General features: G+C 58.4%; 25 protein-coding genes and 1 pseudogene. 16 read left to right on the forward strand and 10 right to left on the reverse strand.

All coding sequences use genetic code 11. The features are described 5' to 3' along the window. Window positions 1-22: 22 nt before the first annotated feature. From ACQ4MY_RS04125 to ACQ4MY_RS04135, 3 genes are all read left to right on the forward strand, one after another. Window positions 23-895: a LysR family transcriptional regulator gene (locus tag ACQ4MY_RS04125; RefSeq protein ID WP_440093900.1), complete on the forward strand. Its 873-nt coding sequence runs from the start codon at window positions 23-25 to the stop codon at window positions 893-895. A gap of 115 nt (window positions 896-1,010) precedes the next feature. Then, window positions 1,011-2,546 carry an EAL domain-containing protein gene (locus tag ACQ4MY_RS04130; RefSeq protein WP_440093902.1) on the forward strand — a complete coding sequence of 512 codons (1,536 nt, stop codon included), beginning with the start codon at window positions 1,011-1,013 and terminating at the stop codon, window positions 2,544-2,546. A gap of 234 nt (window positions 2,547-2,780) precedes the next feature. Next, on the forward strand, window positions 2,781-3,146 hold the full coding sequence (locus ACQ4MY_RS04135; protein WP_007912217.1) for a histone-like nucleoid-structuring protein, MvaT/MvaU family: 366 nt from the start codon (window positions 2,781-2,783) through the stop codon (window positions 3,144-3,146). 218 nt (window positions 3,147-3,364) lie between these two features. Here ACQ4MY_RS04135 and ACQ4MY_RS04140 read toward each other — a convergent pair whose 3' ends face one another. Next, the gene (locus ACQ4MY_RS04140; protein ID WP_440094262.1) at window positions 3,365-3,883 is read right to left on the reverse strand and encodes a DUF4946 domain-containing protein; all 519 of its coding nucleotides are present in this window, start codon (window positions 3,881-3,883) and stop codon (window positions 3,365-3,367) included. 139 nt (window positions 3,884-4,022) lie between these two features. Here ACQ4MY_RS04140 and gloA point away from each other — a divergent pair, with 139 nt between their 5' ends. Beyond that, entirely contained in the window at window positions 4,023-4,544 is a 522-nt protein-coding gene (gene gloA / locus ACQ4MY_RS04145) for a lactoylglutathione lyase (RefSeq protein ID WP_158834893.1), read from the forward strand. Window positions 4,545-4,713: 169 nt separating this feature from the next. On the opposite strand, the gene ahpF is transcribed toward gloA, so the two are convergent. The 3 genes from ahpF to ACQ4MY_RS04160 all read right to left on the reverse strand — a co-directional run bounded on the left by ahpF (window position 4,714) and on the right by ACQ4MY_RS04160 (window position 8,039). After that, entirely contained in the window at window positions 4,714-6,276 is a 1,563-nt protein-coding gene (gene ahpF / locus ACQ4MY_RS04150; protein WP_440093904.1) for an alkyl hydroperoxide reductase subunit F, read from the reverse strand. A gap of 124 nt (window positions 6,277-6,400) precedes the next feature. After that, window positions 6,401-6,964, reverse strand: a complete 564-nt coding sequence (ahpC, locus tag ACQ4MY_RS04155) for an alkyl hydroperoxide reductase subunit C (protein WP_440093906.1) — start codon at window positions 6,962-6,964, stop codon at window positions 6,401-6,403. Between the two features lie 139 nt (window positions 6,965-7,103). After that, window positions 7,104-8,039 (reverse strand): site-specific integrase, encoded by a 936-nt coding sequence (locus ACQ4MY_RS04160; RefSeq protein WP_440093908.1) that lies wholly within the window; start codon window positions 8,037-8,039, stop codon window positions 7,104-7,106. A gap of 177 nt (window positions 8,040-8,216) precedes the next feature. Here ACQ4MY_RS04160 and ACQ4MY_RS04165 point away from each other — a divergent pair, with 177 nt between their 5' ends. After that, window positions 8,217-9,233 (forward strand): DNA-binding protein, encoded by a 1,017-nt coding sequence (locus tag ACQ4MY_RS04165; RefSeq protein WP_440093910.1) that lies wholly within the window; start codon window positions 8,217-8,219, stop codon window positions 9,231-9,233. Here ACQ4MY_RS04165 and gorA read toward each other — a convergent pair. After that, window positions 9,230-10,588 carry a glutathione-disulfide reductase gene (gene gorA, locus ACQ4MY_RS04170; RefSeq protein WP_440093912.1) on the reverse strand — a complete coding sequence of 453 codons (1,359 nt, stop codon included), beginning with the start codon at window positions 10,586-10,588 and terminating at the stop codon, window positions 9,230-9,232. The genes ACQ4MY_RS04165 and gorA overlap by 4 nt on opposite strands. Before the next feature lie 128 nt (window positions 10,589-10,716). After that, a complete protein-coding gene (galU, locus tag ACQ4MY_RS04175; RefSeq protein WP_008082670.1) occupies window positions 10,717-11,556 on the reverse strand; it encodes a UTP--glucose-1-phosphate uridylyltransferase GalU in 840 nt (279 codons plus the stop codon). 258 nt (window positions 11,557-11,814) lie between these two features. Between galU and ACQ4MY_RS04180 the strand changes: the two genes are divergently transcribed. Then, window positions 11,815-12,000: a hypothetical protein gene (locus ACQ4MY_RS04180; protein WP_008082671.1), complete on the forward strand. Its 186-nt coding sequence runs from the start codon at window positions 11,815-11,817 to the stop codon at window positions 11,998-12,000. 145 nt (window positions 12,001-12,145) lie between these two features. Next, entirely contained in the window at window positions 12,146-12,427 is a 282-nt protein-coding gene (locus ACQ4MY_RS04185; RefSeq protein WP_045123167.1) for a hypothetical protein, read from the forward strand. A gap of 3 nt (window positions 12,428-12,430) precedes the next feature. Here the strand turns inward: ACQ4MY_RS04185 and ACQ4MY_RS04190 are convergent, their stop codons facing one another. Together ACQ4MY_RS04190 and ACQ4MY_RS04195 are read right to left on the reverse strand one after the other, a co-directional pair. Continuing rightward, window positions 12,431-12,661: a hypothetical protein gene (locus ACQ4MY_RS04190; protein WP_008082673.1), complete on the reverse strand. Its 231-nt coding sequence runs from the start codon at window positions 12,659-12,661 to the stop codon at window positions 12,431-12,433. 72 nt (window positions 12,662-12,733) lie between these two features. Then, a complete protein-coding gene (locus tag ACQ4MY_RS04195; protein WP_008082674.1) occupies window positions 12,734-13,090 on the reverse strand; it encodes a hypothetical protein in 357 nt (118 codons plus the stop codon). Between the two features lie 211 nt (window positions 13,091-13,301). Between ACQ4MY_RS04195 and ACQ4MY_RS04200 the strand changes: the two genes are divergently transcribed. The 5 genes and pseudogenes from ACQ4MY_RS04200 to ada all read left to right on the forward strand — a co-directional run bounded on the left by ACQ4MY_RS04200 (window position 13,302) and on the right by ada (window position 15,944). Further along, complete coding sequence (locus ACQ4MY_RS04200) at window positions 13,302-13,604, forward strand: DUF1883 domain-containing protein (protein ID WP_016984992.1); 303 nt, start codon at window positions 13,302-13,304, stop codon at window positions 13,602-13,604. Window positions 13,605-13,632: 28 nt separating this feature from the next. After that, window positions 13,633-13,806: a hypothetical protein gene (locus tag ACQ4MY_RS04205; protein ID WP_440093915.1), complete on the forward strand. Its 174-nt coding sequence runs from the start codon at window positions 13,633-13,635 to the stop codon at window positions 13,804-13,806. Window positions 13,807-14,027: 221 nt separating this feature from the next. Next, a pseudogene (locus ACQ4MY_RS04210) lies at window positions 14,028-14,108 on the forward strand (2OG-Fe(II) oxygenase); the annotation flags it as partial. 5 nt (window positions 14,109-14,113) lie between these two features. Then, complete coding sequence (gene alkB, locus ACQ4MY_RS04215) at window positions 14,114-14,779, forward strand: DNA oxidative demethylase AlkB (protein ID WP_440094264.1); 666 nt, start codon at window positions 14,114-14,116, stop codon at window positions 14,777-14,779. 100 nt (window positions 14,780-14,879) lie between these two features. Continuing rightward, entirely contained in the window at window positions 14,880-15,944 is a 1,065-nt protein-coding gene (ada, locus tag ACQ4MY_RS04220; RefSeq protein WP_440093917.1) for a bifunctional DNA-binding transcriptional regulator/O6-methylguanine-DNA methyltransferase Ada, read from the forward strand. Here ada and ACQ4MY_RS04225 read toward each other — a convergent pair. Next, a complete protein-coding gene (locus ACQ4MY_RS04225) occupies window positions 15,941-16,399 on the reverse strand; it encodes a GyrI-like domain-containing protein (RefSeq protein WP_440093919.1) in 459 nt (152 codons plus the stop codon). The two genes, ada and ACQ4MY_RS04225, sit on opposite strands and share 4 nt — an antisense overlap. Window positions 16,400-16,461: 62 nt before the next feature. Continuing rightward, entirely contained in the window at window positions 16,462-17,445 is a 984-nt protein-coding gene (gene acuI / locus ACQ4MY_RS04230; RefSeq protein ID WP_440093921.1) for an acrylyl-CoA reductase (NADPH), read from the reverse strand. Window positions 17,446-17,633: 188 nt separating this feature from the next. On the opposite strand from acuI, the gene ACQ4MY_RS04235 reads away from it, so the two are divergent. From ACQ4MY_RS04235 to modB, 4 genes are all read left to right on the forward strand, one after another. Continuing rightward, window positions 17,634-20,084 (forward strand): autotransporter, encoded by a 2,451-nt coding sequence (locus ACQ4MY_RS04235; RefSeq protein ID WP_440093923.1) that lies wholly within the window; start codon window positions 17,634-17,636, stop codon window positions 20,082-20,084. Window positions 20,085-20,184: 100 nt separating this feature from the next. Then, window positions 20,185-21,264, forward strand: a complete 1,080-nt coding sequence (locus tag ACQ4MY_RS04240; RefSeq protein ID WP_440093925.1) for an NAD(P)H-dependent flavin oxidoreductase — start codon at window positions 20,185-20,187, stop codon at window positions 21,262-21,264. A gap of 155 nt (window positions 21,265-21,419) precedes the next feature. After that, window positions 21,420-22,187 (forward strand): molybdate ABC transporter substrate-binding protein, encoded by a 768-nt coding sequence (gene modA, locus ACQ4MY_RS04245; RefSeq protein WP_008082689.1) that lies wholly within the window; start codon window positions 21,420-21,422, stop codon window positions 22,185-22,187. After that, entirely contained in the window at window positions 22,188-22,868 is a 681-nt protein-coding gene (gene modB, locus ACQ4MY_RS04250) for a molybdate ABC transporter permease subunit (protein WP_440093927.1), read from the forward strand. It begins immediately after the preceding gene. Window positions 22,869-22,871: the final 3 nt, after the last annotated feature.

The raw sequence follows: 22,871 nt of genomic DNA on the forward strand, positions 1-22,871 counted from the left end.
ATCGTAAAATGAGCAAAAACTCATGACCCTCACCCAACTGGAAATCTTCTCGCTGGTCGCCGAGCTACGCGGTTTCACCCTGGCGGCCCATCGTTTGGGTATTTCCCAGTCGGCGGTGTCCCACGCAATGAAGTCGCTGGAACAGGAACTGGGCGTCGAGTTGCTGCGTCGGCATCAATCGTCGGTGGAACTTAGCGACATTGGCCAGCAACTGTTGCTGCGCGCGCGGGCAATGCTCGGCCTGGCCAACACGCTGCGTCAGGAAGCGGCCGATGCCCGCGGCATGAAAACCGGCACATTGCGCATTGGCTCGTTCGGCCCGACCTCATCGATCAAATTGCTGCCAAAGATTCTTCATCGATTTCGCCAGGCGCATCCGGGCATTGAGGTACACATTGATGAAGGGCCGGACCGACAGGTGACGCAGTGGCTCGAAGAGCGGCGAATCGATGTTGGTTTTGTTGTGCTGCCGCAGGAGCGCTTCGACACTTTCGCCTTGATTGAAAACCAGATGGTCGCCCTGCTGGCGCTCGATCACCCGCTGGCGACGCGTTCCGCGGTGAGCCTGAAGGACCTGTGCGACGACCCGTTCGTGCTGACCCAGGCCGGTTCTTCGGAACTGGTGTCGCGGCTGTTCATGGCGGCAGGCCTGCAACCGAACATTCGCTACCGCTGCTCCCAATTGCTCAGCACCCTCGATACGGTCAGTCGGGGCGACGCGATCACGATTGTGGCCGAAGGCTCGTTGCCAGACGATCCAACGCCGCGTTACGTGAGGAAACCGTTGTTGCCCGTTGTGCAGCGTCAGATCGGCCTGGCCGTCCTCGATCAGCGTCAGTCATCACCCGCCGCACGGGCGTTTATCGAGTTGGCGACGCGCCTCAATCATCAATGAGCAGCACAAGCGTCGACGGCCATCTATCCTCCCCTCTGGCTCCACAGTTTTTACGCCGTGCGCCATTGCCCGGCCTGCACTCCAGAGCCCTACTCCACCGCGACAGGATGCGCCCATGCCGTTGACCGTCAGACCCCGCCGCAAGCGCAGCATCCGTATCGTCGTGACGCTGCTCAGCGGCCTGCTCCCGATCGTCTTCGGCAGTGTGATTCTGTATCTGCAGGCTGAGCGCACGCTACAACACAGCACTCGGCAAACCGCGGAGGAGGCCCTGCGCCAGTTCGACTTGATGCTCGACAACACCGCTCAAGCCGCTCACGAACTGTTGCCGCTGGCCGGAAAAGACTGTGAAGAGGTGAAACTGGCGCTACGCGAGCAAGTCACCCGCCGCCCGTTCGTGCGCTCGACCAATTTGGTCTGGGACAACAACCTGTATTGCAGTTCACTGTTCGGCCCCTTCAAAGAGGCGGTCAACGCTGGCGATTACCACGAGGGCAAACTGTGGCTGATGAATGGCAATCCGGTCACACCCAATACCGCATTGCTGGTGTATCGCCTGAGTGACGGTCGTGGCGGCGCATTGACCACGCTGGATGGCTATCACTTGAGCAACATTTTGCGACTGATCGGCCGGGAAACCCTGCTGTTGCTGCAAGTCGGTGACAACTGGCTGTCCGCTGACGGCAAAGTGTATCAGGGTGCCCTGCCCGCGTTGCCTGTGGCACAAAGCATGTTGCAGTCCAATCGCTACGCCTTCAGTGTTTCTGCAGGTTTCCCGCAGGGCGAAACCTGGCGCTACATGGCCGACGCATACCCACCACTGTTCAGTCTGCTGATCTTTTTCGGTGTGGTCTCCGGTGCGATCGGCCACATCGTGCAGAAGCGCTCGACGTCACCAAGCCATGAGATGCTTCGCGCGCTAGAGGCAGGCGAGTTCATTCCTTACTTCCAGCCCGTGGTGCATGGCGACAGTAAACAATGGTCGGGCACTGAAGTGCTGATGCGCTGGAATCATCCCAAGGAAGGCCTGGTGCGCCCGGATCTGTTTATCCCGTTCGCCGAACACTCCGGACTCATTGTGCCGATGACCCGCGCGCTGATGCAGCAGACCGCGGCGCTGTTGGGGCCACAGTCTGCGGGCTTTGCCACGCCGTTTCATATCGGCATCAACATTACCGCGAGCCATTGCCACGACCTGGAACTGGTCGAGGACTGCAGGGAGTTTCTTGCGGCCTTCATGCCGGGCAGCATCAGCCTGGTTCTGGAGTTGACCGAGCGCGAGCTGATCGAACCGACTGACATCACCCGTCAACTGTTCGAACAGTTGCACTCGCTGGGTGTGAAAATCGCAATCGACGACTTCGGTACCGGCCATTCAAGTCTCGGTTACTTGCGCAAATTCAATGTCGACTTCCTCAAGATCGATCAGAGCTTCGTCGCAATGATCGGTATTGACGCGCTCTCGCGGCATATTCTCGACACGATTATCGAACTCTCGGCCAAGCTGGATCTGGGTATTGTTGCCGAAGGTGTCGAAACTCAGGCGCAAGCCGAATACCTGACCGCTCATCACGTTAACTTCATGCAAGGCTATCTGTTTGGCAAACCCATGCCCGCCGCCGACTTCATCAACGCATTAAGTCACCATTAACTAAACGCGATTAAGCCGCGGCCGCCGATTCGGCGCACCAAATTGATACAAAAGACCGCTGTTGTTACATGAAGACAACAACAGGATTTACTCTGAGCGCATTAACTACTACAATTTTTTCAACCTGAGCAAGATTGGCAGGTGAGCCACTTATCACCGAGTCGCTTCAAGGCTCTTGGCTTACAGCTTTGTTTGCGGTTGGTATCAGCCAAATACACTATTGGAGTAAAGATATTGTCCAGACTCGCTGAATTTCGTGCAGCTGAAAAGGCCCTTCAGGAACAGCTCAAGCAGCTGGAGTCGCTGAAGAACGATGCCGGGCTGAAGAAAGAAATCGAATTCGAAGAAAAGCTCCAGGGGCTGATGAAAACCTACGGCAAAGGCCTGAAAGACATCATCGCCATTCTCGATCCGAACCCGGCAAAATCCGGTCTGCAAACCTCTGCAGCCCCTAAAACCCGCCGCGCACGCGTGGTCAAGGTTTATCACAACCCGCACACCGGTGAACTGATTGAAACCAAGGGTGGCAACCACCGTGGCCTGAAAGCCTGGAAGGAACAATACGGCGCAGCCACCGTTGATTCCTGGTTGCGCGGTTAATTCCACGCCAACAAAAAAGCCCTGCTCGATACAGGGCTTTTTTATTGACAATATCTAACAAATGAAATGATTTTCATCGAGCAAGTTGAGATCATCCTGTAACGTGCCGACGGTAGAGCGCTAAAATATTTTGCGCCGCGATGTTGCGATCAGTGCCACGGTTAAACTTTGTGCTTAATCCCTTCGGGTATCTAACCGCGCGGCAATAGAACAGCGCGTTAAAGTTTCAGGCTGTTTCTCACCGCCACTATTTCTTCGGCGCTCGCTTTATAAACCTCGGCCTGTCCGGCATAGGAAAGAACGTACGCTTTATCCGCCTCGACCGCTGCCACCAAGGTTTGCGACAAAACATGCCGGCCGTTTTCGGTGATCGTGCAAGTGGTTTCCAGGGCAGACAAAGACCCCAGCGTCGCCGGGTGCACTTTGTTGCAGACGCTTTGATAACCGCCCTGGAAAAAGTCTTTCTGGATCGACTTGCGCATCTCCAGCAGCACACCCTGCAAGTTGACCTGATGACCCGCCTCTACCTGCGTCATGGTCAACTCCATCACCATCACTTGATTGCCATCGGCATCGTTTTTCACCGCCCGCTGCCGGGAAACCTGCGCCGATGCATCAGGCAGCGCTTCCACCTCCCAACCCGCCGGCCAGGTAATGCCGGGCTCGGCCGCCAATACGTCAGCGGCAGCAACAGAAAACGCAAAACAAACTAACAGGGGTTTGAACAGTCGGATCATTGCCGCACGCACTCGCAGATTGAGCGACAAAGTCTGAGCCCCGCCCGCGCGCAGGGCAAGTCCGCCCTTTCATTTGGCGATGTTGGCAGGCATGCGTATCATTGCGCCCATTCACTCGCCCATAGTTATTGGAGGGCCCATGAGCCTGCACGAACTGAACACTTTCCCCGGCGTCACCGCCACGCCAGACAGCGCAACCCGCAACTTCGTCTTCAACCACACCATGCTGCGTGTGAAAGACATCACCAAGTCTCTGGACTTCTACACCCGCGTACTGGGTTTCTCGCTGGTCGAGAAGCGCGATTTCGCCGAAGCCGAGTTCAGCCTGTACTTCCTCGCGCTGGTCGACAAGGCACAGATCCCGGCCGATGCCGCCGCACGTACCGAGTGGATGAAGTCGATCCCGGGCATTCTGGAACTGACTCACAACCATGGCACCGAAAACGATGCAGACTTCGCCTACCACAACGGCAACACCGATCCGCGTGGTTTTGGCCACATCTGCATTTCGGTGCCGGACATCGTGGCGGCGTGCGCACGTTTTGAAGAGCTGGGTTGCGACTTCCAGAAACGCCTGACCGATGGCCGCATGAAGAGCCTGGCGTTCATCAAGGATCCGGACGGTTACTGGGTCGAAATCATCCAGCCAACCCCGCTGTAACTGACAGCCCTCTGTAGGAGTGAGCCTGCTCGCGATTGCGCTGTGTCAGGCCATGATGTTCTGAATGTGCCGCCGCAATCGCGAGCAGGCTCACTCCTACAAATTGGATGTGTGTCAGGCATAAAAAACCCGTGATCGCTCACGGGTTTTTTCATTTCTGCCAGGACGTTTAAGCCGGAGCGGACGTGCGAATCAAGTGATCAAACGCACTCAACGAAGCTTTGGCGCCCTCGCCCACCGCAATCACGATTTGCTTGTACGGCACAGTCGTCACGTCACCAGCAGCAAAGATCCCCGGAATCGAAGTCTCGCCACGGTTATCGACAATGATCTCGCCACGCGGCGACAGCTCGATGGTGCCTTTGAGCCAGTCCGTGTTCGGCAGCAAACCGATCTGTACGAAGATCCCTTCCAACTCGACCGTGCGCAGTTCATCAGTGTTGCGATCCTTGTAGCGCAGGCCATTGACCTTCTGCCCGTCGCCAGTCACTTCAGTGGTTTGCGCACTGGTGATCACGGTAACGTTCTTGAGGCTGTGCAATTTGCGCTGCAATACGGCATCGGCACGCAGTTGCACGTCGAATTCCAGCAGCGTTACGTGAGACACGATACCGGCCAGGTCGATCGCCGCTTCAACGCCAGAGTTACCGCCGCCGATCACTGCGACACGCTTGCCCTTGAACAACGGACCATCGCAGTGCGGGCAGTAAGCCACGCCTTTGTTGCGGTAATCCTGCTCACCCGGGACGTTCATTTCACGCCAGCGCGCGCCGGTCGCCAGAATCACGCTTTTGGCTTTCAGGGTCGCACCGCTGGCAAAGCGGATTTCGTGCAGCTCGCCGTTCTTGCCCGGGATCAGCTTGTCGGCACGTTGCAGGTTCATGATGTCGACGTCGTACTGCTTGACGTGTTCTTCCAATGCCGTGGCCAGCTTCGGCCCTTCGGTTTCCTGCACGGAAATAAAGTTCTCGATGGCCATGGTGTCGAGCACCTGACCGCCGAAACGCTCAGCGGCGACGCCGGTGCGAATGCCTTTGCGGGCGGCATAGATGGCTGCCGAAGCACCGGCCGGGCCACCGCCGACGACCAGTACGTCGAAAGCCTCTTTGGCGCTGATCTTCTCGGCCTGACGCTCGATAGCGCCGGTGTCGAGTTTGGCGAGAATCTCTTCCAGGCCCATGCGGCCCTGACCGAAGTTTTCACCGTTCAAGTAGATGCTCGGCACGGCCATGATCTTGCGATCGTTGACTTCGTCCTGGAACAGCGCGCCGTCGATGGCGACGTGGCGGATGTTCGGGTTGAGCACTGCCATCAGGTTCAGCGCCTGGACCACGTCCGGGCAGTTCTGGCAGGACAGCGAGAAATAAGTCTCGAAGCTGAACTCGCCTTTGAGCGAGCGGATTTGCTCGATCACTTCAACACTGGCCTTCGATGGATGACCGCCGACTTGCAGTAAGGCTAGTACCAACGAAGTGAATTCGTGGCCCATCGGGATACCGGCGAAACGCAGACTGATGTCAGCGCCCGGGCGGTTGATCGAGAACGATGGCTTGCGTGCATCGTCACCGCTGTCGATCAAGGTAATTTGGCTCGAAAGACTGGCAACGTCTTTCAGCAGTTCCAGCATTTCACGGGATTTCGCACCGTCGTCGAGGGAAGCAACGATCTCGATCGGCTGGGTGACCCGTTCCAGGTACGATTTCAACTGGGCTTTAAGATTGGCGTCCAACATACGGGCGATTTCCTTTATTTGAGGCGAAAAAAAGCCCGAGCGAATCTCGCCCGGGCATTTTTAGGGGGCGGTGCAGCGTACTTAAGAAGGTGCGGCGTACCGCCCTGAATTGCGTGTCACAGACTTAGATCTTGCCGACCAGGTCCAGGGACGGAGCCAGAGTGGCCTCGCCTTCTTTCCACTTGGCTGGGCAAACTTCGCCTGGGTGAGCAGCAACGTACTGAGCAGCCTTGATCTTGCGCAGCAGCTCGGAAGCGTCACGGCCAACGCCGCCATCGTTCAGTTCAACGATTTTGATCTGGCCTTCAGGGTTGATCACGAAGGTGCCACGGTCAGCCACACCCACTTCTTCGATCAGCACGTCGAAGTTGCGGGAGATGGCGTGGGTCGGGTCGCCGATCATGGTGTATTCGATTTTGCCGATGGCTGGCGAAGTGTTGTGCCAGGCAGCGTGGGCAAAGTGGGTGTCGGTGGAAACGCTGTAGATCTCTACGCCGAGTTTCTGGAAGGCAGCGTAGTTGTCAGCCAGGTCTTCCAGCTCGGTTGGGCAAACGAAGGTGAAGTCGGCTGGGTAGAAGAACACGACCGACCACTTGCCTTTCAGGTCAGCGTCCGAGACTTGAACGAAGTCGCCGTTTTTGAACGCGGTAGCTTTGAACGGTTTTACTTGGCTGTTGATGATAGGCATTGATGACTCTCCGTCAGGGTTGTGAATTCGATGGGTGAATCCTACCCACTCGCTCGACGGATGGCTCATTGGCAAACCTGATGCTGCTGATTTGTTTTCGCTATTAGCTGACTGTATTAATAGAAGAAAACGATATCTACTACGAAGCCGGGTTATCCATAATCCGAGCCATCCCCTGGAATGGGTTGGCTTCAACATAGCGCATGGCGGACTTCATGTCCTTCCAGCCCACGTAGCTCATCAGGGATTTCAGATCCCAACCGCTTTGATGGGCCCAGGTCGCAAAGCCACGGCGCAAGGAGTGACTGGTGTAGTTCTCGGCAGCGATGCCGGCGCGCTGCAATGCCTGGCGCAATAAAGGGATGATGCTGTTGGCGTGCAGCCCCTCCTCGCTCAGATTGCCCCAGCGGTCGATGCTGCGAAATACCGGGCCGCGCACCAGCGCCGCTTCGGTGATCCAGTCGATATAAGCCTGCACCGGGCACAGCTTGAGCAGCGCCGGGGCTTGATAGGTCTGCCCGAGGTTTTCCCGATCACCCTTGCTGCGCGGCAAATACAAGGTGATGCCTTTGCCAGCGTGCGCTTGCACGTGTTCGATTTGCAGGCGGCAGAGTTCGTCGCTGCGGAAGCCGCGCCAAAAGCCCAGCAGAATCAGTGCGCGATCACGGTAAGCCTTGAGCAGTAACGGACGATCCTGCTGCTCGCGCGCGATTTGCACTTCGTGCTCCAGCCAATCGATGACGCGCTGCAGATCCTGCAACTGCAGCGGCTCGGCCTGTTTTTCCTGCGCCGGATGCAGCGCCCTTATGCCCTTGAACACTTTGCGCACCACTGGCGACTTGGTCGGGTCGGCAAAGCCTTGGCTGTTGTGCCACTGCGCCAGCGCCGACAGACGCAGTTTCAAGGTGTTAATCGAAAGCTCGCCCGCGTGCGCCACCAGATACCGCGCAACGCTATCGGCGGTGGCCGGCAGGAACCCACCCCACTTCACTTCGAAATGCTCGATGGCCGCGCGATAGCTACGGCGCGTGTTGTCACGGGTGGCGGCTTGCAGATAGCGATCCAGATCGCTCATGGGCTGTTTTCTCGCTGGCGTACTGATACAGGGATGCAGATGTGCATTTTGCCGTCTGACACTGGGTAATACCAGTATATCCCGCCTCTTATATTTCAGTCATTTACCTTTATTTTCAGCATGGTACACTGCGTACTTTAGTGGCATGTACCACAGTACGAAACCGTAGGAGATGACATGGCCCGTGGCGGCATTACCAAAGCACTGGTGCAGATTGCGCGCACAGCAATCCTGGCGCGCGGCGAACACCCAAGCATCGATGCAGTACGCATCGAAATGGGCAACACCGGCTCGAAAACCACGATCCATCGCTATTTGAAGGAGCTGGACGACGGCGCTCAACCGATCGAAGCCTCAGCAGAACCCATCGACGATGAGTTGACCGCCCTCGTCTCCCGTCTCGCTCAGCGACTGAAAGAGCAGGCGCAGGAGCCCATCGAGCAGGCTCGCGAGCAGTTCGAAGAACAGCGTGAGGCGCTGGAATCTGAGTTGAAACAAGTTCGTCAGGCGCTGGAAAAAATCGAGCACGAGCACGGCATTCAAGGCGCTGCGCTGGAGCGCGAATCCGAAGCACTGAACAACACGCGCTCGATGCTGCAGACCGAACAAACCCGCAACGCCGGGTTGAACCAGGCATTGGCGGACTTTGAATTGCGCTTGCAGGACAAGGACGAGCAGATCCGCTCGCTGGAAGAAAAGCATCTGCACGCTCGCGATGCGCTGGAACACTACCGCAACGCCACCAGAGAACAGCGCGAGCAGGAGCAGAGTCGCCACGAAGGCCAGGTGCAGCAGATTCAGGCAGAACTGCGTCAGGCGCAGCAAAGCGCGTTGGTGCGTCAGGACGAAATCACTCAATTGCACCGCGACAACGAACGCCTGCTGACCGAGAACCGCGGCACCCTGCGCGAACTGAACCTGATGCAGGATCAGCTCAAGCAAAGCAATCAGCGCCAGGATCAATTGCTGGAACAGGCGACGCGCGTCGACAGCGAGCGCACCCTCCTCCAGGAACGCTTGCGCGTGGCCACCCTGGAAAGCCAGACACTCAAGCAGAACATCGAGGAGCAGACGCTGCTCAATCAGTCGCTGGAAAAGGCATTAAGCAACGCTCAGACGAGCCTGGAAGAAAGCCTGCGTCTGGCGTCTACCGTTGCGGCAGCGCCAGACTCAGCCAAACCGAAGGACGCTTAAGCGCCGACCGGCGTACGCATGGTGACAAACTCTTCGGCGGCCGTCGGGTGTACCCCGATCGTGTCGTCGAAGTCGCGCTTGGTCGCGCCAGCCTTAAGAGCAATCGCCAAACCCTGAACGATTTCGCCAGCGTCCGGGCCGACCATGTGGCAGCCGAGGACTTTGTCGGTCTTGCCGTCGACTACCAGTTTCATCAGCGTCTTTTCCTGACACTCGGTCAAGGTCAACTTCATCGGGCGGAAGCGGCTCTCGAAAATCACTACGTCGTGGCCAGCCTCGCGTGCCTCTTCTTCGGTCAAACCGACTGTACCGATGTTCGGCAGGCTGAACACTGCGGTCGGGATCATCTTGTAATCCACTGGACGGTATTGCTCAGGCTTGAACAGACGACGCGCTACGGCCATGCCTTCTGCCAGAGCCACAGGCGTCAGCTGTACACGACCGATGACATCGCCCAGCGCCAGAATCGATGGCTCGCTGGTCTGGTATTGCTCGTCGACCTTGATGAAGCCTTTGTCGGTGAGCTGCACATCGGTGTTTTCCAGCCCCAGATTGTCGAGCATCGGTCGGCGACCGGTGGCGTAGAAAATGCAATCCGCCTCCAGCACGCGACCATCCTTGAGGGTGGCTTTCAGGCTACCGTCAGCCTGCTTGTCGATGCGCGCAATGTCGGCATTGAATTGCAGATCCAGACCACGCTTGGTCAGCTCTTCCTGCAAATGCTTACGCACCGAACCATCGAAGCCGCGCAGGAACAGATCACCGCGATACAGCAGCGTGGTGTTCGCGCCCAGACCATGGAAAATCCCGGCAAACTCGACTGCAATGTAACCGCCGCCAACCACCAGTACACGTTTTGGCAGTTCTTTGAGGAAGAACGCCTCGTTCGAACCGATCGCATGCTCGCGCCCCGGAATCTCCGGAATCTGCGGCCAACCACCGGTAGCAATCAGAATATTCTTCGCGGTAAAGCGCTCGCCATTCACCTCAACCTCATGCGGGCCGACAATCTTCGCGTGCGCTTCATGCAAGGTCACGCCACTGTTGACCAGCAAATTGCGATAAATGCCGTTGAGCCGATTGATCTCGCGATCCTTGTTGGCAATCAGCGTCGCCCAATCGAAATTCGCTTCGCCCAGGCTCCAGCCAAAACCGAACGCCTGCTCAAAGTCTTCGGCGAAATGCGCGCCGTACACCAGCAACTTTTTCGGCACACAGCCGACGTTGACACAGGTCCCGCCCAGATAACGGCTCTCCGCCACCGCCACTTTCGCGCCAAAACCGGCCGCAAAACGCGCAGCGCGCACACCGCCGGAACCGGCGCCAATCACATAAAGGTCAAAATCGTAAGCCATTTCTATCTCCTCGGCAGGGGATCAGCATACCTGCAGATGCCCATTGGGCAAGCACTGCCATTCGCATGGGAGGGCAAAATGAAAAAACCCGCCGAAGCGGGTTTTTCTTACAAACCAATCAAGCGCTCTTAGTAAGCCTTGCCAGTCTTGTAAAAGTTCTCGAAGCAGAAGTTGGTCGCTTCGATGTAGCCTTCAGCACCGCCGCAGTCGAAACGCTTGCCTTTGAACTTGTAGGCCATGACGCAGCCGTTCTGGGCTTGTTTCATCAGGGCGTCGGTGATCTGGATTTCGCCGCCCTTGCCTGGCTCGGTTTGTTCGATCAGGTCGAAGATGTCCGGAGTCAGGATGTAACGGCCGATGATCGCCAGGTTCGACGGCGCATCTTCCGGCTTTGGCTTCTCGACCATGCTGTGTACGCGATAGATGTCGTCGCGGATCATTTCGCCAGCGATTACGCCGTACTTGCTGGTTTCCTCTGGATCGACTTCCTGGATGGCGATGATCGAGCAGCGGAACTGCTTGTACAGCTTGACCATTTGGGTCAGTACGCCGTCGCCGTCGAGGTTGACGCATAGGTCGTCCGCCAGTACCACGGCGAACGGTTCGTCACCGATCAGCGGACGACCGGTCAGGATCGCGTGGCCCAGGCCTTTCATTTCGGTCTGACGGGTGTAGGAGAACGAGCACTCGTCGAGCAGTTTGCGGATGCCGACCAGGTATTTCTCTTTGTCGGTGCCCTTGATCTGGTTTTCCAGCTCGTAGCTGATGTCGAAGTGGTCTTCCAGCGCGCGTTTGCCACGACCGGTCACGATGGAGATTTCAGTCAGGCCAGCGTCCAGAGCTTCTTCAACGCCGTACTGGATCAGTGGCTTGTTTACCACCGGCAGCATTTCTTTGGGCATGGCTTTAGTCGCTGGCAGGAAGCGAGTACCGTAACCGGCTGCTGGGAACAAGCATTTCTTGATCATATAAGTCCTTGAAAAGGCTGTGTGTACGAGTTTCGGCGCAGTCTAATCAGGCGGCGTGCACCTTACAATGCCCCGCACTGGCTAACCGATGCCATCATAGAGAAATATTCTCGCCGATAGTTCCGTTGGCGCCCTCAGGCAGCGAAATCAGCTTAGCCCAAAGATGCCGCCAAACTGCATCACCATACGCGCATCGCCCCCCAATGCGAGCATTTGCCGGTATCATGGCGCCTTTGAACCAGCGAACGAGACAGATAGATGGCCGCGGTAAAAATCGTCAACGGGTATGTGATCGACAAGAAAGACGGCAAGTGGACGCTGACCACGACCAACGGCGAGCACATCGCCGGCCCATTCGACAGCGAGCAAATGGCGACTGATGTGGCATCGGTGTTTACCGACACGCCTGCATCGGCGAAGCGTCGTGGTAAAGATCAGGACTGATCAAAGGCGACACGCCCCGAGCCCTGCCCATGTGCAGGGCTTTTTTGTACGCGCGTGCAAACAAGTGGCCAATCGCTATAACCTTTTCACACCGGCGCTGTCAGAGCGTCTAGTCCCCCACGCTGAAGACGACATAACCATGAACATGAATAAATTGCTGCCCCTTCTTGCGGTACTGGCGCTGAGCGGCTGCGCGACCTCAGAGACCACTTACTTGAACAACGGCGAACAGGGCCTGTCCATCGATTGCTCGGGCGAGGCCAACTCCTGGGCCACCTGCTACGAAAAGGCAGACGCCTCCTGCGCCGGTACCGGGTATCGCATCGTCGGGACTGACGGCACGCCGCAGCCCAAGGAAAGCGACAAAACCCTCGGCGTCGACGTCGGCAATTACAAAAACCGCAGCGTCGTCGTGGTCTGCAAATAGCCGTTACATGTGGATTTCGGCGAACTTGATCCCTAGGCCGCGCACGACTTCGATCAAGTCGTCGAGCCGGTTGAAGGATTCGACTTCGTCGTTATCGTCGACCAGGAAGTAACTGCGCCCGGCGCTTTTCTTGAAAAAAACGATCCACTCCCCCGGATTCGCCGGATTTTGAATCACATGGGTGGCAGAGATCAGGCCCTCTACGTGGCGCTCCCGTACTTGCTCTCGCTTCATCGCGACTCCATAAAGAAAAATGCCGTCACAGCAGGACTGTGACGGCATCGATGCTGATAACTGAAGAGTCTATCAGCCAGAAATGCAGGCATTGGCAGCGTTACGCACATCCCGTGGGCGCACTGGCACGTTGGACATGCGCTCATGCAGCTTGATGCTGCTGCCGCCGGAGCGGTCTTCGATATCAAAGACCGCGGCCGGGCCGGAAGACAGTTTGCCCGGGACGATTACCCGAACCCCGTCCTTGTGCGGCTGCAACTGCAACGCGCCACGGCTGTCCGCGAGCTTTTCGGCCAGGCACTGCGCATATTCATGGGGTTTCTTACCGGAGATCACACTCATGGTCGGCAGTGTTTCATTGATTTCGGAAACACTCGCGCAACCACCCATAGCCAGAATCAACGGCACACACACCACACCCCACTTCATACAAAACCTCCGTTAAAGACCGTCCGACAGCACAAATGCCGTTTTTCTCCGGGGCCTTCTGCATTTAACCCGCATCCGATTGCGAATATCTGTTCAAAATTGTCAAACCAACGCCCGACGGCCAGATAATAACCCGTGCGGGCTGATAAACTGCGCCCAATCGACAAGCTATCGTTTTGATTTTGTAGAAAAAGCCCTTCTGGAGGCGCCCATGAAATTTATTCACCAGCGCGAGCACCTCAACGAAGACGACATCGTCGTCATCCAATGCTCGCAAATGTGCAACATCCGTCTGATGAACGACGCCAATTTCCGCAGCTTTAAAAATGGCGGCCGTCACACCTATCACGGCGGCGCTTTCGACACGTTTCCGGCGCGCATCACTGCACCGAGCACCGGTTTCTGGAACATCACCATCGACACCGTCAACCGTCGCCCGATCAGCGTTACGCGCAAACCGACGTTGACCCACTCGATCAAGATCATCCGTCGCTCCAGCACCAAACTCAGCTGAGCCGCCCCGCCCATTCAGACAGGTAAGCATGACCGTGCCCCAAACGACCAAATACGTCATCAAGTACAAGCTCAACGGTGAGCGCCGTTTCGAGTTCGCGCAGCTGGTAAACGGCACCGAAGCAGAAGCCAAGGCCGAGCTCGACAAACTCCATGACTCGCAAGACGTCATCAGCGATATCGCCGTCAGCAAAGCCCTGTAACACCCCGTCGGGGAGTTCGACCGCAAGCGGCGGAGTGTTCTGCCGCAACGCCAAGCCCAGACTGACCGCCTCGACCTTGAGTCAAGGAGTCAGCATGTCGATGCCCCCTTCCCGGCTGGAAACGCTCGGCTGGGCAAACCTGGAACACCAGTTGGATCAGCACGGCTGCGTCATTATTCGCTCGCCACTGGGGCGCAAGGTGTAATCGACGGCGAATATCGGTGACCCTGCGTCACGGCGTCAGTCGCCTGCACAGTGGCAATCGGCATACCCTAGGCATCATCTTTCACGACGCTTTGTGACTAGCATGCACCCGAGCAATTTCGATCTATTCGCCGACCACGAACCCGAGCAGCAACCTCGCGCCGAGCAAATTGGCGAGCAGTCGTGGCTGCTGCGCGGTTTTGCCCTGCCGTTGATCGAGCAACTGTTGCCCGCACTCGAGTCGATTCTCCTCGCAGCGCCCCTGCGTCACATGATGACGCCGGGCGGTTTCAGCATGTCGGTGGGCACCAGCAGTTGTGGGGCGCTGGGCTGGATCACTGATCGCACTGGCTATCGCTATTCAAGTGTCGATCCGCTGAGCGGATTGCCGTGGCCGGCGTTGCCGCCGGTGTTTGCCGAGCTGGCCCATTCGGCGGCGGCACGCGCAGGCTTTGCCGGGTTCGACGCCGATTCCTGCCTGATCAACCGATATGTCCCAGGCGCCAAGATGTCATTGCATCAAGACAAAGACGAAAAGACCTACGCAGCACCGATCGTTTCGCTGTCGCTCGGGTTACCGGCGATGTTTCTGTTTGGCGGTTTCAATCGCAGTGACAAAAGCCAGCGTATTGCGCTGCTGCATGGCGATATGGTGATCTGGGGCGGCGTTGACCGTTTGCGCTTCCATGGCGTGTTGCCGATCAAGCAAGGTCGACACCCGCGCCTCGGCGAACAGCGGATCAACCTGACCTTCCGCGTTGCAGGATAAATACAAAAGGATCGCCGGCAGAGTTTGACCGCAAGGCCCGGAGTGTTGCGGCCCGCGCCGCTGGTTAACCTGAATCAAACAGGCCAACGGACTACCGCTCATGAAAACGCTTTCGACCACCCTTAACATCGAAGACGATCCACGCTGGGCCGCCGTGATTGCCCGGGATCCTCGAGCGGACGGGCAGTTTGTCTATGCGGTTAAAACCACCGGCATCTATTGCCGCCCAAGCAGCCTCGCACGCTTGCCGAAGCCGCAGAATGTCGAGTTTTTCGACACCGCCGAACAGGCCGAGGCAGCGGGTTACCGGCCGAGCAAGCGCGCCGGCAAGGATCAAAGTGAAGTCGCCGCGCAGCATGCCGCGACTGTAGCGACGGCCTGCCGCCAGATCGAATCTGCCGAGACGTTGCCGACGCTCAATCAACTGGCCGACACCGCCGGACTGAGCCCGTTTCACTTCCACCGCATATTCAAAGCCGCGACCGGCCTCACACCCAAAGGCTATGCCGCCGCCCAGCGCTCGCGCAAAGTGCGCGAACGCCTGGCTGACGGTGGCTCGGTGACCAATGCGTTGTATAACGCGGGATTCAATTCCAACAGCCGCTTCTACGAGGCAGCCGATCACGTGCTGGGCATGAAACCCGGCGACTATCGCGCTGCCGGGCAAAACAACGACATTCGTTTCGCCGTCGGCCAATGCTCGCTCGGGGCGATTCTGGTCGCGCAAAGCGAACGCGGGGTGTGCGCCATTCTGCTGGGCGATGATCCGCATCAACTGGTCTGCGATCTGCAGGATCAATTTCGCAAGGCGAATCTGATCGGTGCCGATGACGGTTTTGAGCAGTTGATTGCCAAGGTCGTGGGGTTTGTCGAAGCGCCGGCGATTGGCCTGGATTTGCCACTGGATGTTCGTGGCACGGCGTTTCAGGAGCGCGTTTGGCAGGCGCTGCGGGAAATTCCCGCTGGCAGCACTGCCAGTTACGCTGACATTGCTCAACGCATCGGCGCCCCAACGTCCATGCGTGCCGTGGCCCAGGCGTGTGGCGCCAACCGGCTGGCCGTGGCGATCCCCTGCCATCGCGTGGTGCGCAGCGACGGCAATCTGTCCGGCTATCGCTGGGGTGTTGAGCGTAAACGCCAGTTGCTTGAGCGCGAGCTGACTTAGCGAATACCGATATGGACCGCGACTGACACGGGGCCGGTGTAGCTTTCGAAATCAGTCGCGAAGCGTCGTTGAATTTGTGGGTTGGCCTCGAAGAAGGTCCAAATCTTGCCCCAGGTGGCAATCACTGCATCAGGCAGCGGCCCCTGCGCCTCGAACACCAGATAGTCGCCTGCTTCAATGGTGACTGACTGGAAATCCGCAGAAGGCTCGTCCACCGCAACACCCGCCGTAACATCGAATGCGCCCGTGGCATCGGCCTCGTAAGCCGAATACACGCCGTAGACCGGAGAACCGGCGCGTTTACCGGGAATACCCTCGGCCAAGCCCTTAGTGAAAAACTCACCCCACATCGGGCCAATGTTCGCTGTTTCAGGGTTGGGTTCTACTGCATTGGTCGTGCGCACACGCAGACCCGAGACCGTGAACGCGTCGATCTGCTGTCGTTTCAAGTCCATCGAAAAATCTGCTCCCTGCTGATTGAGTGCGGCTGTGCAGCGCCGCGATGGCGCTTACTGTGTCAGCGATTGACGTCTACCACAACCCGTCCGCGCAGCTGTCCCGCGAGCAATTCTGGCGCTGCGTCGATCGCTTCGCTCAAGGCGATTTCGTGACTGATCAATGACAACAAGGCGAAGTCCAGATCCCTCGCTAAACGATCCCAGGCGTGCAAACGTCGCGCTTTGGGCTGGGTGACACTATTAACCCCGGCCAGCGTAACGCCACGCAAAATGAACGGCGCCACGGACGCCGGAAAATCCATGCCTTGGGCCAGACCGCACGCAGCAACCGTGCCTTCGGCGCGTGTACTGGCGCAGGCATTCGCCAGTGTGTGGCTGCCGACAGAGTCGATCACCGCCGCCCAGCGTTCTTTGGCCAAGGGTTTGCCCGGCTCGGACAACGTGGCGCGATCAATGATTTCGCTGGCGCCCAATTGCCGCAAGTATTCATGCTCGGCGACCCGGCCAGTGGACGCTACCACGCGATAGCCGAGCTGGCTGAGCAGCGCGATGGCGAAACTGCCGACCCCGCCATTGGCGCCCGTGACCAGCACCTCGCCCTGATCCGGCGTCACGCCGTTGTGCTCCAGCGCCAGAATGCACAGCATCGCCGTATAACCCGCGGTGCCGATGGCCATCGCTTGCGCTGCGGTAAAGGCTTTGGGCAACGGGATCAACCAGTCGCCATTGAGTCGGGCTTTCTGTGCCAACCCGCCCCAATGGTTTTCGCCCACTCCCCAACCATTGAGCAGGACGTGGTCGCCGACTTTATAGTCGGGGTGCGAACTGACCTCGACCGTTCCGGCCAGATCGATCCCCGGCACCATCGGAAACTTGCGCACCACCGGGCTGCTGCCGGTAATCGCCAGACCATCCTTGAAATTCAGCGTGCTGTAGGCGACGCGCACCGTTACATCGCCTTCGGGCAACTGATCGTCATTGAGTTGCTGAAGATTGGCGCGATAACCGCTGTCGTCTTTGTCGATCACAATGGCATTGAACATGATGGCCTCGCAGGACGGATTTTCAGAATGTCGTGCCTTGAAATACCACATCGCAACACATTGCCACACTCGACTTTCTGCCAATCCGCGAATCGACCGGGTATTTCCATGACGGGCGACTATGCTTTTTCGACGACCGTGGATTCGCGGTTTTTTCCCAGGCAAACGGTCTGTCGATGGAGCTGACAATGTCTTACCCGCGTGCGCTTTTAATGATGTTGATGGTGGGTCTGCTGAGCGCTGGCAATACCTGGGCGGCGCCTGCCAGCAAGGCTAACGAGGCGGCACCGAGCGAGCCGGCTTGGCCTCAGGTCATCACCAGCGGTAAGGCCAAACTGACGGTGTACCAGCCGCAACTCGACAGTTGGGATGGCTACACCCTGAACGCGCGCGCCGCCGTCGAAGCCAGTGGTGCCGATGGCAAGTCCACCTACGGTATCGTCCAGTTCAGTGCCCACACACTCGTCGACAAGGCCACGCGCTGGGTCGCGCTCGACCAGTACAAGATCATCAAGGCGGATTTCCCGGCGGATGCCAGTCAATCGCAGACCTGGCTCGCGGCCCTGCAGAAAGACGCCGACAGTCGCAAGAAAACCATTTCGCTGGATCAACTGGAAGCCGCCGTCGGCGTGCTCTCGGCAGAACAGAAAGCCGACAGCGCGCCACTGGAAAATACCCCGCCCACCATCGTCAGTTCCGATGTCCCGGCGCTACTGGTGTACATCGACGGCGATGCGGCGTATCGGCCTGTCGAAGGCACCGACTTGCAGCGAGTGATCAACACGCGTCCGCTGCTGCTCAAGGATGCGCAAGGCAAACACTATCTGCATGTCTTCGATGGCTGGATGGTTGCCGACCGGTTGAACGGTGATTACGCCCGCCTGCCCTCGCCACCGGCTGATCTGGAGCAAGCCAAACAGGCCGCTATCAAGAGTCGGCAAGTCGATTTGCTGACCGGTCAGAGTGATCCCAAAGACAAGGTCCCCAGCCTGGCTAAACCGCCGCAACCGAAAATTTTTCTCGCCACCACACCTACCGAACTGCTCGTCACCGATGGCGCCGCGCAATGGTTGCCGATTCAGGGCACCCGCCTGTTGTACGTGAGCAACACCACCGGACACATCTTCAAGGAGATTGGCGACCAGAACAGTTACGTGCTGATCTCCGGGCGCTGGTTCCGCGCCAATGACATGAAGGGACCATGGACGTTTACCCCGGCGGATAAACTGCCTGCAGATTTCGCCAACATTCCCGATGACAGCCCGAAAGAGAACGTCAAAGCCTCGGTAGCCGGCACCCCGCAAGCCAAGGAAGCCGCCATTGCTGCGACGATTCCGCAGACTTCGGCAATCAAGAAAAGCGCTGTGAAAATGACCGCGCCACAGTTCGATGGCGAGCCACAACTCAAAGCCATCAACAGCACGCCATTGCAATACGTGGTCAACAGCGCCACACCGATTATCCGCGTCGACAACGCCAGTTGGTACGCGGTGGAAAACGGTATCTGGTTCACCTCCACCACGGTCAACGGCCCCTGGGTTGTGGCCGGCGCCGTGCCGGCAGTGATCTACTCGATTCCGCCAAGCTCGCCCATGCATTACCTCACCTACGTCAAAGTCTACGAGGCCAGCGGCGACACCGTGGTGGTCGGTTACACCCCCGGTTACCAGGGTTCCAATCTGGACCCGGCAACCGGCGTCGTGGTCTATGGCACCGGTTATCCGTATACGCCGTGGGTGGGTAACGTCTGGTATGGGCCGCCCGTTACTTACGGCTTCGGTGTCGCCATCCGCTACACACCCTGGACAGGCTGGACGTTCGGTTTCGGTTTCGGCTGGAGCTGGGGCGGCAGCACGGTCGCGATGGGTTGGGGATGGGGCGCCTATCCGTGGTGGGGCAATTACGGCTGGGGTTACGCCTGGGGCCCGCACTTGTATCCCGCGCCGCTGGCGTGGGGCGGCGCGGCTTACGGTTATCACGGTGGCGCAGTGGCCTGGGGGCCCGGCGGCTGGGCAGGTACCACCGGCAATATTTATCATCAGTGGGGAGATCGAGCGACTGTCAGCCGCTACGGCGCAGGTTATAACGCCTGGACGGGCAATCGCTGGGCCGGTCAGGTCGGTTCCTCCTACAACTCGCGCACCGGGGTCGCCGCTGCCGGGCAACGTGGCGCAGTACACAACGTCTACACCGGTAACTACGCCGCCGGGCGCAGCGGTGAAGTGGTCGGCCCGAACGGTGGGGCGATCGCCGGTGGCCGCGTGACTGCGGGCAATGTGCGCAACGGTACGCAAGTGACGGCCAATCGCGGCGCGGTCTACAACCCGAACACCGGCAACACCACGCAATTCGGCGGTATCCATGGACGTAACGGCGGTGCCGCGCACATCGGTGACAACGTTTACGCCGGCCACGATGGCAACGTGTACAAGAAGACCGACAACGGTTGGCAGTCAATGGTCGGGGGCGGCGACACACGAACAGCACCGATCAACAACAATGTGCAATTGCAGAACCTCAACCGTGAATCCGCTGCACGCAATTTTGGTAACCAGCGCACCAACAACTTTCACAACTCTTCGCAATTCATGAACCATTCGTTTGGCGGCGGTGGAGGTGGCGGTTTTCACCGACGCTGAAAACCTGAACAACAGGTTCTGAATTTCGAACTGGCTCTGAGCCGGGTTTTACTGTTAAAAAACCGGCTCTGCCCGTTTCGTTGTTCGGAGAACCGCTGTCATGAGCCAATGGCCCGATACCCGCATTCTTGATCTTTTCGGCATCGAATTGCCGATCATTCAGGCGCCGATGGCCGGTGCGACGAACGCATCCATGGTGATCGCCGTGTGCAACGCCGGTGGCCTCGGCTCTATGCCGGCGGCGATGCTGAGCATCGAGCAATTGCGCGAAGCCCTGCAGACCATTCGTCAACACACCACCAAACCGTTCAACGTCAATTTCTTCTGCCATCAGCCTCCAGCGGCGGATGAGCAACGCGCACGGGACTGGAAGAATCTGCTGGAACCTTACTACCGTGAACTGGGCGTCGATTTTGATGCGCCGACGCCGGTGTCCAACCGCGCGCCATTCGATGCGGCGGCATGCGAAGTGCTGGAAGAGTTTCGCCCGCAGGTGGTGAGTTTCCACTTCGGTCTGCCGGAGCAATCCTTACTCGATCGGGTCAAGGCCACGGGAGCGAAAATTCTGTCCTCGGCCACCACTGTCGAAGAAGCCGTATGGCTGGAGCATAACGGTTGTGATGCGGTCATCGCCATGGGCTATGAGGCTGGCGGTCATCGCGGGATGTTTCTCAGTGAAGATTTGAGCAGCCAGGTTGGCACGTTTGCGCTGCTGCCGCAGGTCGTCGATGCCGTGAGTGTGCCGGTGATTGCCGCCGGGGCTATTGCTGATCCTCGGGGTGTCGCGGCAGCATTCATGTTGGGCGCAGCTGCGGTGCAAGTGGGCACGGCCTATCTGTTTACGCCAGAAGCGAAGGTCAGTGCCGCGCATCACCAGGCTCTGCGTTCTGCCAAAGAAAGTGAAACCGCCGTCACCAATCTTTTTACCGGCCGCCCGGCGCGGGGTATTCTCAACCGCGTGATGCGCGAGCTGGGCCCGATGTCGCCGGCGGCACCGGCCTTTCCGTTGGCCGGAGGCGCGTTGATGCCATTGCGGGCGAAAAACGAATCGCAGTTTGCCAACCTCTGGGCCGGACAGGCATTCACGCTGGGTCGCGATGTCAGCAGCGCGGAGCTGACCCGGCAATTGGCCGAGGGTGGACTGCAGAAACTGACTCACGGTCAAGAGCGATCACGATGAGCGATGCCACCCCTGTTGGCATTGCTTAAAGCAACACTTTCCGTTTAGCGGCATTTCGCTATATATTTCGCTATATAGCGATTTCACCCCTCGCATCGGGCGGTCCACCTCCAACAATAACTGCCCTCTGCACACGCCAACAACGGAGCTGTTACATGACCATTCGTGCCTCACGTTTTGCCCCTACCTGCCTGGCCACCTTGTTGGCGGTGTTTGCCGTCGGTGCCGCCCAGGCTGATGAAGTGCAAGTGGCTGTCGCAGCCAACTTCACCGCACCGATCCAGGCGATCGCCGCCGATTTCGAAAAAGACACCGGGCACAAACTGGTCGCAGCCTACGGCGCCACCGGTCAGTTCTACACCCAGATCAAAAACGGCGCGCCGTTTGAAGTGTTCCTCTCGGCAGACGACACCACTCCGGAAAAACTCGAGAAGGAAGGCGATACCGTCAAAGGCTCGCGCTTCACTTACGCCATCGGCACCCTGGCGCTGTGGTCGGCGAAAGAAGGTTACGTTGACGCCAAAGGCGAAGTTCTGAAAAAGAACGAATACCAGCACCTGTCTATCGCCAATCCAAAAGCGGCGCCATACGGTCTGGCTGCCACCCAAGTACTGGAAAAGCTCAAGCTGACCGAAGCAACCAAAACCAAAATCGTTGAAGGCCAGAACATCACTCAGGCCTACCAGTTTGTTTCCACCGGTAACGCCGAGCTGGGCTTCGTTGCTCTGTCGCAGATCTTCAAGGATGGCAAAGTCACCAGCGGCTCGGCGTGGATCGTGCCGGCCAGCATGCACGACCCGATCAAACAGGACGCGGTAATCCTCAACAAAGGCAAAGACAACGCCGCTGCCAAGGCCCTGGTTGAATACCTCAAAGGCCCGAAAGCCGCTGCGGTGATCAAGTCTTACGGCTATCAGCTCTAAATGTCGCTGACGAGTGCCGATTTCGCGGCGATCTGGCTGACCCTGAAACTGGCGTCCCTGACCACCGCGATCCTGCTGGTGGTCGGCACTCCGATTGCCCTGTGGTTGGCGCGCACCCGTTCCTGGTTGCGCGGCCCGATCGGGGCGATCGTCGCCCTGCCCCTCGTGCTGCCGCCGACCGTCATCGGCTTTTACCTGCTGTTGATGATGGGCCCGCATGGCTTTCTCGGCCAGTTCACTCAATGGCTGGGCCTGGGCACCCTGACGTTCAGCTTCACTGGGCTGGTAATCGGTTCGGTGATCTATTCCATGCCGTTTGTGGTGCAACCGTTGCAAAACGCGTTCTCGGCGATCGGCACCCGCCCACTGGAAGTGGCCGCGACCTTGCGCGCCAATCCATGGGACACTTTTTTCAGCGTGATTCTGCCGCTCGCTCGGCCTGGGTTTGTGACAGCGGCGATCCTCGGGTTCGCGCACACCGTCGGTGAATTCGGCGTCGTGCTGATGATCGGCGGCAACATCCCCGACAAGACTCGCGTGGTTTCGGTGCAGATCTACGATCACGTCGAAGCCATGGAATACGCGCAAGCGCACTGGCTGGCCGGTGCGATGTTGGTGTTTTCGTTCCTGGTGTTGCTGGCGCTGTACTCCAGCCGCAAGACTCGCGCTGGCTGGAGCTGATCG

The organism is Pseudomonas sp. SM4 (assembly GCF_051913165.1).
Taxonomy (GTDB): Bacteria; Pseudomonadota; Gammaproteobacteria; order Pseudomonadales; family Pseudomonadaceae; genus Aquipseudomonas.

Coding starts and splice junctions, on each gene's coding strand:
- ACQ4MY_RS04125 (WP_440093900.1), top strand. CDS start 23: ATGACCCTCACCCAACTGGAAATCTTCTCGCTGGTCGCCGAGCTACGC.
- ACQ4MY_RS04130 (WP_440093902.1), top strand. CDS start 1,011: ATGCCGTTGACCGTCAGACCCCGCCGCAAGCGCAGCATCCGTATCGTC.
- ACQ4MY_RS04140 (WP_440094262.1), bottom strand. CDS start 3,883: ATGATCCGACTGTTCAAACCCCTGTTAGTTTGTTTTGCGTTTTCTGTT.
- gloA (WP_158834893.1), top strand. CDS start 4,023: ATGAGCCTGCACGAACTGAACACTTTCCCCGGCGTCACCGCCACGCCA.
- ahpF (WP_440093904.1), bottom strand. CDS start 6,276: ATGTTGGACGCCAATCTTAAAGCCCAGTTGAAATCGTACCTGGAACGG.
- ahpC (WP_440093906.1), bottom strand. CDS start 6,964: ATGCCTATCATCAACAGCCAAGTAAAACCGTTCAAAGCTACCGCGTTC.
- ACQ4MY_RS04160 (WP_440093908.1), bottom strand. CDS start 8,039: ATGAGCGATCTGGATCGCTATCTGCAAGCCGCCACCCGTGACAACACG.
- ACQ4MY_RS04165 (WP_440093910.1), top strand. CDS start 8,217: ATGGCCCGTGGCGGCATTACCAAAGCACTGGTGCAGATTGCGCGCACA.
- gorA (WP_440093912.1), bottom strand. CDS start 10,588: ATGGCTTACGATTTTGACCTTTATGTGATTGGCGCCGGTTCCGGCGGT.
- galU (WP_008082670.1), bottom strand. CDS start 11,556: ATGATCAAGAAATGCTTGTTCCCAGCAGCCGGTTACGGTACTCGCTTC.
- ACQ4MY_RS04180 (WP_008082671.1), top strand. CDS start 11,815: ATGGCCGCGGTAAAAATCGTCAACGGGTATGTGATCGACAAGAAAGAC.
- ACQ4MY_RS04185 (WP_045123167.1), top strand. CDS start 12,146: ATGAATAAATTGCTGCCCCTTCTTGCGGTACTGGCGCTGAGCGGCTGC.
- ACQ4MY_RS04190 (WP_008082673.1), bottom strand. CDS start 12,661: ATGAAGCGAGAGCAAGTACGGGAGCGCCACGTAGAGGGCCTGATCTCT.
- ACQ4MY_RS04195 (WP_008082674.1), bottom strand. CDS start 13,090: ATGAAGTGGGGTGTGGTGTGTGTGCCGTTGATTCTGGCTATGGGTGGT.
- ACQ4MY_RS04200 (WP_016984992.1), top strand. CDS start 13,302: ATGAAATTTATTCACCAGCGCGAGCACCTCAACGAAGACGACATCGTC.
- ACQ4MY_RS04205 (WP_440093915.1), top strand. CDS start 13,633: ATGACCGTGCCCCAAACGACCAAATACGTCATCAAGTACAAGCTCAAC.
- alkB (WP_440094264.1), top strand. CDS start 14,114: ATGCACCCGAGCAATTTCGATCTATTCGCCGACCACGAACCCGAGCAG.
- ada (WP_440093917.1), top strand. CDS start 14,880: ATGAAAACGCTTTCGACCACCCTTAACATCGAAGACGATCCACGCTGG.
- ACQ4MY_RS04225 (WP_440093919.1), bottom strand. CDS start 16,399: ATGGACTTGAAACGACAGCAGATCGACGCGTTCACGGTCTCGGGTCTG.
- acuI (WP_440093921.1), bottom strand. CDS start 17,445: ATGTTCAATGCCATTGTGATCGACAAAGACGACAGCGGTTATCGCGCC.
- ACQ4MY_RS04235 (WP_440093923.1), top strand. CDS start 17,634: ATGTCTTACCCGCGTGCGCTTTTAATGATGTTGATGGTGGGTCTGCTG.
- ACQ4MY_RS04240 (WP_440093925.1), top strand. CDS start 20,185: ATGAGCCAATGGCCCGATACCCGCATTCTTGATCTTTTCGGCATCGAA.
- modA (WP_008082689.1), top strand. CDS start 21,420: ATGACCATTCGTGCCTCACGTTTTGCCCCTACCTGCCTGGCCACCTTG.
- modB (WP_440093927.1), top strand. CDS start 22,188: ATGTCGCTGACGAGTGCCGATTTCGCGGCGATCTGGCTGACCCTGAAA.